This window comes from Micromonospora sp. NPDC005163, assembly GCF_053599835.1.
Genome location: NZ_JBSFYP010000115.1, coordinates 1 through 10573, shown reverse-complemented (window position 1 = coordinate 10573; position 10573 = coordinate 1). Strand labels below are relative to the sequence as shown.

The 10573-nt window shown below is 67.8% G+C and carries 13 protein-coding genes, 17 tRNA genes and 1 pseudogene; 29 read left to right on the top strand and 2 right to left on the bottom strand.

The genetic code is table 11. The features are described from left to right. Positions 1 to 125: 125 nt before the first annotated feature. Positions 126 to 800 (bottom strand): integrase core domain-containing protein, encoded by a 675-nt coding sequence (locus ACWD6N_RS36375; protein WP_387330895.1) that lies wholly within the window; start codon positions 798 to 800, stop codon positions 126 to 128. A 152-nt stretch (positions 801 to 952) separates the two neighbouring features. On the opposite strand from ACWD6N_RS36375, the gene ACWD6N_RS36370 reads away from it, so the two are divergent. The 18 genes and pseudogenes from ACWD6N_RS36370 to ACWD6N_RS36285 all read left to right on the top strand — a co-directional run bounded on the left by ACWD6N_RS36370 (position 953) and on the right by ACWD6N_RS36285 (position 8297). Further along, on the top strand, positions 953 to 1375 hold the full coding sequence (locus tag ACWD6N_RS36370; RefSeq protein ID WP_354968768.1) for a phosphatase domain-containing protein: 423 nt from the start codon (positions 953 to 955) through the stop codon (positions 1373 to 1375). A gap of 16 nt (positions 1376 to 1391) precedes the next feature. Beyond that, on the top strand, positions 1392 to 1778 hold the full coding sequence (locus ACWD6N_RS36365; protein WP_354968767.1) for a hypothetical protein: 387 nt from the start codon (positions 1392 to 1394) through the stop codon (positions 1776 to 1778). Continuing rightward, on the top strand, positions 1775 to 1954 hold the full coding sequence (locus tag ACWD6N_RS36360) for a hypothetical protein (RefSeq protein WP_354968766.1): 180 nt from the start codon (positions 1775 to 1777) through the stop codon (positions 1952 to 1954). The genes ACWD6N_RS36365 and ACWD6N_RS36360 overlap by 4 nt, the downstream gene beginning before the upstream one ends. Next, a pseudogene (locus tag ACWD6N_RS36355) lies at positions 1929 to 2159 on the top strand (DNA polymerase beta superfamily protein); the annotation flags it as partial. The gene ACWD6N_RS36360 and the pseudogene ACWD6N_RS36355, both read left to right, overlap by 26 nt. A 137-nt stretch (positions 2160 to 2296) precedes the next feature. Continuing rightward, positions 2297 to 2626 (top strand): hypothetical protein, encoded by a 330-nt coding sequence (locus ACWD6N_RS36350; protein WP_354968770.1) that lies wholly within the window; start codon positions 2297 to 2299, stop codon positions 2624 to 2626. After that, positions 2596 to 2991: a hypothetical protein gene (locus ACWD6N_RS36345; RefSeq protein WP_354968769.1), complete on the top strand. Its 396-nt coding sequence runs from the start codon at positions 2596 to 2598 to the stop codon at positions 2989 to 2991. The genes ACWD6N_RS36350 and ACWD6N_RS36345 overlap by 31 nt, the downstream gene beginning before the upstream one ends. A gap of 60 nt (positions 2992 to 3051) precedes the next feature. After that, positions 3052 to 4281 carry an alpha/beta hydrolase gene (locus ACWD6N_RS36340; RefSeq protein ID WP_450006520.1) on the top strand — a complete coding sequence of 410 codons (1230 nt, stop codon included), beginning with the start codon at positions 3052 to 3054 and terminating at the stop codon, positions 4279 to 4281. Between the two features lie 196 nt (positions 4282 to 4477). Further along, positions 4478 to 5713: an AlbA family DNA-binding domain-containing protein gene (locus ACWD6N_RS36335; RefSeq protein WP_450006518.1), complete on the top strand. Its 1236-nt coding sequence runs from the start codon at positions 4478 to 4480 to the stop codon at positions 5711 to 5713. 3 nt (positions 5714 to 5716) lie between these two features. Then, complete coding sequence (locus ACWD6N_RS36330) at positions 5717 to 6148, top strand: hypothetical protein (RefSeq protein WP_450006516.1); 432 nt, start codon at positions 5717 to 5719, stop codon at positions 6146 to 6148. 120 nt (positions 6149 to 6268) lie between these two features. After that, positions 6269 to 7237, top strand: a complete 969-nt coding sequence (locus ACWD6N_RS36325; protein WP_450006514.1) for a hypothetical protein — start codon at positions 6269 to 6271, stop codon at positions 7235 to 7237. A gap of 108 nt (positions 7238 to 7345) precedes the next feature. Then, on the top strand, positions 7346 to 7477 hold the full coding sequence (locus tag ACWD6N_RS36320) for a hypothetical protein (RefSeq protein WP_387330890.1): 132 nt from the start codon (positions 7346 to 7348) through the stop codon (positions 7475 to 7477). Between the two features lie 73 nt (positions 7478 to 7550). Then, a tRNA-Trp gene (locus ACWD6N_RS36315) sits at positions 7551 to 7623 on the top strand. 109 nt (positions 7624 to 7732) lie between these two features. After that, positions 7733 to 7808, top strand: a tRNA-Pro gene (locus ACWD6N_RS36310). 1 nt (position 7809) lies between these two features. Further along, a tRNA-Ala gene (locus tag ACWD6N_RS36305) sits at positions 7810 to 7883 on the top strand. 56 nt (positions 7884 to 7939) lie between these two features. Next, a tRNA-Phe gene (locus tag ACWD6N_RS36300) sits at positions 7940 to 8012 on the top strand. Between the two features lie 47 nt (positions 8013 to 8059). Next, positions 8060 to 8133: transfer RNA gene (locus tag ACWD6N_RS36295), tRNA-Glu, on the top strand. Between the two features lie 11 nt (positions 8134 to 8144). Continuing rightward, positions 8145 to 8215 (top strand) — tRNA-Gly (locus tag ACWD6N_RS36290). A 9-nt stretch (positions 8216 to 8224) separates the two neighbouring features. Further along, positions 8225 to 8297: transfer RNA gene (locus ACWD6N_RS36285), tRNA-Gln, on the top strand. A gap of 1 nt (position 8298) precedes the next feature. Here ACWD6N_RS36285 and ACWD6N_RS36280 read toward each other — a convergent pair. After that, entirely contained in the window at positions 8299 to 8718 is a 420-nt protein-coding gene (locus ACWD6N_RS36280; protein WP_354968760.1) for a histone-like nucleoid-structuring protein Lsr2, read from the bottom strand. Between the two features lie 111 nt (positions 8719 to 8829). Between ACWD6N_RS36280 and ACWD6N_RS36275 the strand changes: the two genes are divergently transcribed. The 11 genes from ACWD6N_RS36275 to ACWD6N_RS36225 all read left to right on the top strand — a co-directional run bounded on the left by ACWD6N_RS36275 (position 8830) and on the right by ACWD6N_RS36225 (position 10414). After that, a tRNA-Leu gene (locus tag ACWD6N_RS36275) sits at positions 8830 to 8905 on the top strand. Positions 8906 to 8918: 13 nt separating this feature from the next. Next, a tRNA-Thr gene (locus ACWD6N_RS36270) sits at positions 8919 to 8994 on the top strand. Between the two features lies 1 nt (position 8995). After that, positions 8996 to 9072: transfer RNA gene (locus tag ACWD6N_RS36265), tRNA-Gly, on the top strand. Positions 9073 to 9105: 33 nt separating this feature from the next. Continuing rightward, positions 9106 to 9549: an HNH endonuclease gene (locus ACWD6N_RS36260; RefSeq protein ID WP_354968759.1), complete on the top strand. Its 444-nt coding sequence runs from the start codon at positions 9106 to 9108 to the stop codon at positions 9547 to 9549. Between the two features lie 37 nt (positions 9550 to 9586). Further along, a tRNA-Gln gene (locus ACWD6N_RS36255) sits at positions 9587 to 9661 on the top strand. Positions 9662 to 9741: 80 nt separating this feature from the next. Continuing rightward, a tRNA-Leu gene (locus ACWD6N_RS36250) sits at positions 9742 to 9817 on the top strand. A gap of 5 nt (positions 9818 to 9822) precedes the next feature. Next, positions 9823 to 9898, top strand: a tRNA-Thr gene (locus ACWD6N_RS36245). Positions 9899 to 10022: 124 nt separating this feature from the next. Then, positions 10023 to 10096, top strand: a tRNA-Thr gene (locus ACWD6N_RS36240). Between the two features lie 6 nt (positions 10097 to 10102). Further along, positions 10103 to 10177, top strand: a tRNA-Met gene (locus ACWD6N_RS36235). A 1-nt stretch (position 10178) separates the two neighbouring features. Next, positions 10179 to 10262, top strand: a tRNA-Leu gene (locus ACWD6N_RS36230). A 79-nt stretch (positions 10263 to 10341) separates the two neighbouring features. Next, a tRNA-Ala gene (locus ACWD6N_RS36225) sits at positions 10342 to 10414 on the top strand. The last annotated feature ends 159 nt before the right edge of the window (positions 10415 to 10573 follow it).

Sequence of the window (10573 nt, the reverse complement as noted above, 5' to 3'; positions counted from 1 at the left end):
GCCGGAGATGACCGAAGAGGAGCTGGAGAAGCTCTTCCTGGCCTTGGCGTGAGCCGCCGGGGCTGCCTCTGGTAGGCCCAGGCGGCGTGTGACCCTGCCCTTGCCGAAAAGCTCGTCCGCGCAGGTCAGGCGGCATGTCGGTACTCGTGGAGGATGCCGCCGAGGCGATCGCGTCGTCGTATGTCGAGCCGGGTTATCTTGTTCGGGTCGGCGATCTGCGCTGGCAACGGGCACAGCGGGCGGGCGTTGGCGATGCCCTGATGCGGGCGGTGTCCGTTGTAGAACTGTTCGAACTCGCGCAGCGCGTGGAGCAGGTGCCGCTGGTTCCAGATCAAGGTGCGGTCCAGTAGTTCGCGACGGCAGGTCTGTACGCAGCGTTCCATGATTGAGTTCATTCTTGGCATCTGGATGCCGCTGAGTACGACGTCGATGCCCGCGTCGGCGAGGATGGCGTCGAACATCTCGGGGAACTTGGCGTCGCGGTCGCGGATTATGAAGCGTGCCCGGCAGCCGGTGTCCTCGAGGTCCATGACGAGGTTCTTCGCGGCTTGCACCACCCAGGAGGCGGTCGGGTGCGCGGTAGCTCCCAGGACCCGGATCCTGCGGCTGGCGTGCTCGATCGCCGCGAACACGTACATCCGTGTCCCGGTGAGGGTGAACGTTTCCAGGAAGTCGCAGGCCAGGAGGGCGTCGGCTTGGGAGCGAAGGAAGTCGGCCCAGGTACTGGCCGCCCGCTCGGGCGCCGGGTCGATCCCGGCCTCCTGCAAGATCTCCCATACGGTCGACGCGGCCACCTTCACCCCTAGCACCAGCAGTTCGCCGTGCAGACGCCGGTAGCCCCAGCTGGGATTCTCCCGAGCCAGGCGCAGTACCAGGGCACGTATGGAACGAACCGTGCGCGGCCGGCCCGGGAGCTTGGGCCGGGAGGCATCCGTGGGAGCGATACGAGCCGGTGCCGGGCACGCCGGAGATCGTGCTGGTCGACATCGACGGCACCGTGGCCCTCAAGGGCGACCGCAGCCCGTACGACATGACCCGCGTCAGCCGCGACCAGCCGAAACCCGCCGTGATCCTCGCCGTCCGCGCCATGCACAGCGCCGGCTACGGCGTCGTCTTCTGCTCCGGGCGGGACGAGTCCGCGCGGACGGACACCGTCGCCTGGCTGGACCAGCACGTCAAGGTGCCCTACCTCGCGCTGCACATGCGGGCGGTCGGCGACACCCGCGACGACGCCGTCGTCAAGGCGGAGATCTTCGCCCGGGAGGCCCGCGAGAAGTTCACTGTCGTCGGCGTCTTCGACGACCGCGCCCGGGTGGTGCGGATGTGGCGCGCCCTCGGCCTGACCGTCTTCCAGGTCGCCGAGGGCGACTTTTGAGCCGAGGGGAGTGCCGATGGCTCGCGTCGTCATCAAGATCCACCGCCGCAAGAATCTCTACGTCATCTGGAGCAGCGAGCGGGACCAACCTGTCGCGGTTGGCACCCGCCGCGAGGTGATGGGGCTTCTCGGCGGTGACATCCCAACCGGCCGGTGTCCCACGTGCCAGAGCTGGGTTCCGCGCGACGCCACCCCTGCCGCCGCTCTCGCCCGCGCCGACGAGCACGGCGGCTCGGATCGCTCGGTGCGGTTCGGGTGGTGGGACGACGAGCTGCTCCCGTACGCCATGGAAGGTCAGCTCCGCCGGACCGACCTCGCCAAGGCGGCCCGGCTGATCGCCGAGGGCCGCGAAGCCGAGGTCCGGACCCTGCTCGTTCCGTACGACGATGAGGACGCCGGATGAGCACCCCGAACGACTACCCCCGGGACGTGCCGCCCGACGTCCTCGCTGCGGCAGACAAGGCCTGCTGCCGGATCGTCAGCGGCGACCGGACGGGACCCACCCCGCGCGGCCGCGCCGAGTGCGGCGGCAACCCCGGCCTGTCACTGCGCGATGACGTGCACGAGCAGGGGAACTGAAGTGCACGTACTGCTGTCCGGCATTGTCGGCTCCAACGCCTACGGGCTGAACCGGCCCGGCTCCGACGTCGACCTCCTGGCCGTCGGCGCCGCATCCACGGCCGCGCTGCACGGCTTGACCTCGCCGAAGGAATCGCACGTCACGACGAAGCCCGACCGCACCATCCACGAGGCGAGGAAGTTCGCGATCCTCTGCATCGGCGGTAACCCCACCGTCTCCGAGCTGCTGTGGCTGCCCGAGGACCTGTACGAAGTCCGCACACCGCTCGGCGACGAGCTGATCGGGATCCGGTCGGGTTCCTGTCCGCACCCCGCGTCCGCGACGCGTACCTCGGCTACGCCATGCAGCAGTTCCGCCGGCTCAGCGAACGCGGCGACGGGTCCTTCTCGGCCGACACCCGCAAGCGCACCGCGAAGCACGCCCGGCACCTGGCCCGGCTCACCCGGCAGGGACTCGACCTCTACACCACCGGCACGCTCACGATCCGCCTCGAGTACCCCGAGTGGTACCACGACTTCGGCGACGCCGTCGCCGGCGGCGACCTCCAGATCGCGGCCGACCTTCTCGCCGCGGCCGAGCGGCAGATGGCCGCCACGAAGTCACCGCTGCCGGAGAGGCCCGACACGGCACCGATCGAGGCATGGCTGCTGCGGGCTCGCGCAGCCCACTGAAACCGGCCGTGAGCCTCGCCCGGGCCTCCACCGCCACCCTCGAAACGATCCGGCTCAACCTGCACCACGGGCTGCGCCTGGTCCTCGACCACCATGACGCCGCGACGCTTCACCGCGTCGGCGCGAAGGGCGCCGCACCGCCGGTCGAGTCCGGGGCCTCACCCTCAGCCTGCTCGTCGCCGTCGACGAGGAGCTGGCGCATCGCATCAAAAACCAGCGAGAGGACCCGCGATGAGCGCGAGTCGCCGGGACGGCGGGACTTGGAGTCCTGCGCCCGATCGCACGTCTGGGTGAACGAAACCCGGTGGCTCCTTGCTGGCTGGATCGGTTATCCGAAACTGTGTGAGAGCGTCAGCCGTCGCTGATGTGGGCACGATTGGGGCCTGCTCGCGCCCGGGCGAAGTCCAGTGAATGGCTTGATATCTATGAACATCACCGTAAGAGACCACAAGGTGGCTCACCTTCAGTGGTGGTACGAGACGGGCTTGCCTCCGCACAGTCCGGCGGACGTTGGTTGGGTAATCGACCTGTCAGTGCGAGAGTGGGATCCAGGCCTACCCGGTCCGGTCGTCCTCATGCTGCATGGCAGAAGCGTACCGGCTGCCCCGGTGTTCGCCCTTGGCGACGATGACACAACCGGTCGTTGGGCCCGCTACAACTGGGCCAACTACTTGGCGCGGTCAGGTTTCCGAGTATTCATCATGGACCTCCAAGGGTCCGGCCTCTCAACTCGCTCCCCACAGATGGACGTAGCCTGCAACGCGTTCAAAGGCGACCAGAGCAAGCTAGCGCCCTACCCGCTGCCTACAGGAGCTTGCGACGAGGACTATCCCTTTCCTCGTTACCTCAACCAGGTGGAAACCGACCTAGCTGAGCTCCATGCAGTCATCAGCTGGATCCGAGGAACCGCGGGCGTGCAAAAGGTTAATCTCGTCGGCCACTCCGCAGCCGCTCACATCGTCGGACCGTACGTAATGAAATGGCCGGACTGGGTGGAAAGCCTGTTCCTGCTCGCCCCCATCTTCCCACCTTATGGCCTCGGCGACCGACCCCCATTCATGCCGCCCCCGGAACCCCCTGTGCCGTACCCGCTGCCCCCTCTGCCGGATAGGTTTCGGTGCCCAATGTTCATCACGAGCAGAGATCAATTTATGGCGGACTGGAACGCTGAGGCGCCACAGCGGGAAACCGGCATCGAAGATTTCGTGTGGAATGAGATCATGAAACTTGACCCGGTCGGCGCAACATGGGGAAGCCAAGGCGTGATCCGATGGCGGAACTCGGCCTGGTATGGATGGACAAAGAGCAAGGTGGAGAGCAACGACGCGCTCGGCGTAAGCGTGCCGGTGGCTATTGTGTACGGAACCAGCGACCAACAGATAAATCAACTTTCATCCACGCTGCCATCCGTGCCCAGCGACACGCAGAAGCCAGGCCCGCCGTTCAGCGTCGAATGGCTATTCCGCGCGATTCCCGGCGATCGCAAGCTGATGGTCTCCATCGACAAGACCGGGCATTTCATGCCCTGGGAGACGCAGCACTACGTCCTGCATCGCTATTCCGCCGACTGGATCAGGAACAAGTCCATCGACTGGCAAAACAGCGGCGCTTGGCAGCGGGACACCTACGGCCAACTCGTCCCTGTCGCTGTATAGCGCGCTGGCCCGCACCCGGGCGGCCGGCCCGCGGGCGGATTCCTGGACAACGCCACCGCCCACCGGTTCCTTCAACGCGCGCAGGTGATCGGCGCCCGCCTCGTCTCGTCCCACGTCCGGTGACCACGTGTGCGACCAGCACGTCAGCATCGGAGCGGGCGGGCGGTGTCGTATGGCTGTGCCACGATAGGCGACTGTGACGAGACCCCGACGATCGTGGACCTGGCAGAACTGGGCGCAGGCCGCAGCTGACGTCGCATCGGGCGAAGTGCACGAGCACCAGCAGTTTGAGCTGAAGCGTGAGACCTACGGCACGGCCGAGAGCGCCAAGCGGGAACTGGCGAAGGACGTCGCGGCGCTGGCCGTCGACGGGGGAACCCTCGTCATCGGGATCGAGGAGAACCGGGACAGCGGTCGGGCAGCCGGCCTCACGCCGGTCGAACTGGCGGGGCAGGTCGAGCGGATCCAGCAGGTGTGCCAGAACCGGGTCGACCCACCGCTCGCCTTCACCGCGACCGACCTGGTCAACCCCGACGACCCCTCCACCGGCCTGATCGTCATCGACGTTCCGCCCAGCCCGTTCGCGCCGCACCAGGTCGACGGGCGGTACTACGGCAGGGCGGACCGGACCGTCAGGACGCTGTCGGACCCTGAGGTGATCCGGCTGCACCGCCTGCGCGACGCCTCCGAGGACAGCATCCTCGATGACCTGGAGCGGGCGCGGCGCAGCGCCGCGGCGCTCGACCTCGGGCTGTCGACGCTGGCGGTCGCGATCACGCCCATCCCCGTCATCCGGCCGGAGCTGGTGCGCGACGAGCTGGCCGACGGCAATAAGTGGCTCGGCGAGGTAGCCAACGCGGCGCAAGACCGCGTGAGGCGCATCAGCGACGGCAGCCCTCTCGCGCCCTTGGTCATGCAGAGCGCCAGCTTCCCGTTCAGCAGCCGCAACGGATACGCCACGCCGAACGGCTTCGCGTTCAGGTACAACAGCCGCGAGGACACGTACGCCTTCCTCGAGGTGGCGGAATCCGGCGCCGTGACGCTCATCGTGCGCGACGTCACCGACGGGGCCTCGATCGCCCGAGACCGACCGGAGTACGAGAAGTTCATCAACCAGTACGAAGCGGCCACCTTCACGGCCCTCGCCCTCGCCGTGTTCGCCGAGGTAGCGGAGCGCAGTGGCTTCCGCGGCATCGTCGGCCTGGGTCTCCGCCTGGACGGCATGCTCACCGTCACGCCGATGCGCGAACCGTCGCGCCGGACCTGGGACCGGCCCGTCCCGTACCCCGAGGACCACTACCAGCGGGTCACCAGCGCCACCAGCGTGGAACTCGACGCCGACCTGACGGCCGTCATGGACCGGCTGTACGGCCGGCTACTGCGGGCCCTGGGCCTCGGTGACATGCTGCGCCAGCGGCCGACCGAGTCGTAGCCAATGCGGGTTCGATACTTCGAGGGTTGGCTCGCCCACCTGCTCGCCGGCCAGCAGTGGGTCAGCATCGTTGCCCGGTTCACCGAGGGTGGCCCGAAGCCCGTCGGCCTGGCCGCCGACCCGAGGCCGGGTGGCGTGTCGGTCATGGTGCAGATGGCCCGCGGCGGGACGAATACGGGAACGGCTGCGGCGGACGCACCGGGGACCTGGCCGGGGAGTAGTGCTGAGGTCGAGCAGGTTGCCGTGCCGCGGGCGCCGGAGTCCTCCGCCGAATGGGCCGAAGCCATCGCCGCCGTCGTGGCCGGCACTCACCACCCCGACGTCAAGGACGTAGCGACCTACGGTGTTCCCGTCGACGGGAAGAGGCGCCCCGGAGTGCGAGTCTCGTTCACCGACGGGTCCGACATCTTCACCACCGTGCTGGATCCCCAGTAGACGACCCCGGACACCGCCGGAGCCGGGCTGTGCTGCCGATAACGCCCTCGCCTCGCGCCGGCCGCGTCCCCTAGGGTTTCGGCGCGTAGCGCCACCGCAGCGTCAGAGAAAAGGTGAGCCATGAACACAGTCATCGACCTCGGCAACGGAGACTCCCTCCAGATGGAGCCGGCCCGACGCGCCCTGAGCCTGTATCCGGGCGCCGGGAGCGCGCAGGTCGAGGTGGCGCTGAGGATCAGCAAGGCACAGGACCTGGCACCGGGCATCGCGTACCGGGTTAGCGCCCGGATGCACGTCGAGGACAACCAGCGCCGGCAACGGATGTTGTGCGCCCTGGACACCGCGAACCTGGTCACGCCGCTCGTGCAGGCAGGCGATGTGCGGCTGTCGGGCTTCGCCACCGACGAGCAGCTGCGCGCCGTCGAGCAGCTGCGCGCAGGCGGGGACCTGTGGGTGAACCTGAACCTGTCGGTCTATTCGCTGGAGCAGCCGGGCTCTAAGGCACCCACCTCGGCTGACCCGGAGAAGGGCCGGACGGCGCGGCGGTCGGGATCGACAGGACTTCAGGCGGAGAAGGTCTTCGTGGAGTTGGCGGAAGCAGTCGCCAGGGCGCGCCCGTTGCCGCGGATGCGGACCGGGGACCTGAGGTTCGACATCAACGCCGGGGAGTGGGCGGCGCAGATGGTCAAGGTGGAGGCTGGGGCCTTCGTCGAACTGCTGGTGCCGCTGGCCAGGGGCGCGGACTACACCGACGCGGTGGCGGCGCTGCGGGAGGCGCGCGAGCTGCTCCGGCAGGGCAACATCGAACCGGCGATCGTGGAGGCCCGCAAGGCTGTGGAGCAGGTCCGTGACGCGTACGGCACACAGAAGCTGTTCGCCGCGGCGAAGGCGAAGACCCCGCGCCAGCGGACCCTCGACGAGCGTTGGGCGTTCATGGTCGAGGACCTGTTTTCGACGATGAGCGGCGCAGGCCACAAGAACGACGAGGTGACGAAGGACTTCGAGTACACCCGCGAGGACGCCGAGATGTTGATCGTCGCGACCGCCGGGATGCTCAAGCGACTGTCCGTCAACAGCGGCTCGCTATAGCCGGCCGCGAATCACATGAAGGTGCCTCGGAATATCCATTGCCATCCGAACGCGGTAGCGCTTACCTTGAATGAGCAAGGTCAACCGGACCAACCCAAGGAGTTCCCCGTGTTGCAGTACGCGTCCACCGAAACCACGCGGTTCATGCCGCGCGGCGGTGTCGTGCTGCCCTCGATCGGGCGAGCCTACGACCTCTGCGCGAGCGAGCAGAACTGGAAGCCGGGGTGGCGGCGCGAATAGCGTCAGCGCAAGCTGCGAAGCCGCCCACTCCGACAGGGATAGGGCGGCTTTTTCGTTACCCGAACAACTTCATAGGGGCGTAGCTCAACTGGTAGAGCACCGGTCTCCAAAACCGAAGGTTGCAGGTTCGAATCCTGTCGCCCCTGCATTTCGTCCCGGCCGTGGCCGGCGACGTCGCAAATTCTCAACTCCACAGTGGATGGCATAAGGAAGACCCCGGCCGGCGCCCGCACGGGCCGGCCGGGGGCAACACCTCCGGGACGAGGGAGACGGCTGACCCGCTCGCTTTGGGAGCGAGAGACACGGGGTTCGACACCCCGGTCCCGGACCATGGGGTTGTAGCTCAGCTGGTAGAGCGTCGGCGTGGCACGCCGAAGGTCAGGGGGTTCGAGTCCCCTCTTCTCCACCGGCCCGCCTGGTGACCGCATCGAAGATGGCGCGGGTACGAAAGTGTCACCGCAAGCCCGTCAAGCTCAGGCGGTAGAGCGCCGGTCTGAAAAGCCGGAGGTTGCCGGTTCGACGCCGGCGACGGGCACGTTGGCGGGTTCGCGGCCGCGCGACTGCGATCCCCGCCAGCTCCATGGGCCGTTGGAGCAAGCTGGCAGCTCACCTGGTTCTCAGCCAGAAGGTTACGGGTTCGAGCCCCGTACGGCCTACGCACGATCTCGCGGTACTAGCTCAACGGCAGAGCTGCTGACTTCCAATCAGCCGGTCGGGGTTCAATTCCCCGGTACCGCTCAACGCCAATCCGGGTTGCTCTGCTGGCTGGGCGCCCCGACTTTGGATCGGGAGGACGCAGGTTCGATTCCTGCACCCGGAGCTCACACTCGGCCAGCGGAGAACGTCGCCGCGGGGATCGCGGTGGTCGACTTGCTGGGGCGAGGACCCGACAGCGTTTGGTGCTGCTGGTACGCGTCGATGACCTTCGCGGGAATGCGTCCGCGTTCGGTGACCTTCTGACCGACCAGCTTCTCGTTCTTCGCCCACCACGCCCGGATGAGCCGTCGACGTTCCTGCTTCGCGGTCTGCGACTCCGCCGGCCGAGATACGACCCGGCCGGCAGCGTTCCGGGTTCGGCGACCGGCATTAACGAACTGCGCCAGCTGTTCCTCGAAGAGGGCCCTGTTCTTCTCGGTCAGGTCGATCCGGTACTCCACGCCATCGAGGCTGAAACGCACCTCCTGGGCGTCCGGCTCTCCGGTCAGGTCGTCGGTCGTCTGCACGAAGGTGCGGCGCGCCATGGGTCCCCCTCGGTCCTCGGATCAGGCTGCTGGGGTCGAGTTACAGGAGCGGAACTCAACCGTCCCTGAGTGGATCATCAAAGATCCGACGCCGCAACCTGCGGGAATCACGCCTCGGTAGCCCAACTCGGTAGGAGGCAGCGCACTCAAACTGCGCACAGTGCGGGTTCGAATCCCGCTCGGGGCACGCAGCACACCATGCCGTCGTAGCTCAGTCGGTCGAGCAGCTCCATGGTAGGGAGCAGGTCGCCGGTTCGACTCCGGCCGACGGCTCCACGCGGTTGTAGCTCAGCTGGTAGAGCGCGACGTTGCCAACGTCGAGGTCGCCCGTTCGATCCCGGGTCAGCCGCTCCAAGCACCACCGGCCACGAGAGAAGGGAGGGCCCGGTGGACGCCGTTCTCGTCCTCAACGCCGACCTGGGACCGCTGCACCGGGTCCCCGTCAAACACGCGATCCGGATGCTCATGCGCCAGGTCGCCGAGATCCACGAAGCCGAGCCCGACCGGCTCATCGGCGTCTTCCCGATGCCGCGAGTCCTCCGGCTCGTCCGGTACGTCGTCACGAAGTGGCGCTACACCAACGGGCCCGCGTGGTCCAAGGCCGGCGTGCTGCGCCGCGACGGCCACCAGTGCGGCTACTGCCCGGCGCCAGCGACCACCGTCGACCACATCGTGCCCCGCTCGCGCGGCGGGCGGAACAGCTGGAAGAACACGATCGGCGCGTGCTACGCGTGCAACCAGCGGAAGGCGGACCTGACCCCCGCCGAGGCGGGCATGGAGCTGCGGTTCCAGCCGTCGGTCCCCACCTGGTCCAGCATGATGCAGCGCTGATCACCGGCCGGCGAGACCGCGGCTCGCCGGCCACCATTCCCGGGTCGTCTATTCGGTAAGACGCCGCACTCTGGATGCGGAAAGCTGGGTTCGAATCCTGGCCTGGGAGCCACGGCAGGGCGCGCAAGCGGGTCGGCACAGGGTGCACCCATAGCCGCCGGCGAACCGAGAGGTGCCCCTGCCGCGAACAATGCCCTCGTAGCCCAACTGGTAGAGGCGCCAGGTCGAGGTCCTGGTCGTTGTGCACGTTCGAGTCGTGTCGAGGGCACTCACGCCGGCGTAGCTCAGAGGCCAGAGCACCGCCCTTGTATGGCGACGCGCGCCGGTTCGACTCCGGCCGCCGGCTCCACACCCCGGCGGGTCCCTCGCAGGCCGGGAGGCCAGGGAGAAGGCAGGGATGTCGCGCCCCTGCCGGTGATCCGTCGGTGAAACGGCGGCACCGTCCCGGCCCGCGAGAGACCCACCGGGGTCATGCCAGCGCAGCACGACTGGCGGTGCGCGCCCCTCGTAAGGGGCGAGGTAGGGCGTTCGAGTCGCCCCGCTGGCTCTCCATGCCGACGTAGCTCAACGGCAGAGCATCCGGCTCATAACCGGAAGGCACCCGGATCGACACCGGGCGTCGGCACCACGCGCTCGTGGTGGAACTCAGGTAGACACGCACGGCTCAGAACCGTGTGCCGAAAGGCGTGGGGGTTCGACTCCCCCCGAGCGCACGCGAGGTCGAAGGCGGAGTGGAGCCGCCGCCCTGGCGCACCCAGGGAGAACCGGTTCAACTCCGGACGGCCAAGCCATGGGGTCGTAGCTCAGTTGGTAGAGCGCTGCTTTCGCAATGCAGAGGCCGGCGGTTCGACTCCGCCCGATTCCACTCACCGGCCCTGGCCGGTCCCATGCTGGCGTAGCTCAGCGGCTTGAGCACCCGGTTGTCAGCCCAGGGCCCCGGCAAAGTCGTGGCGGTGTCTGACTTGAGTGGACTGGAGTAGAAGCGCCGTTGTTGATGGCAGCAAGACGGGCATGACCGGTTCAG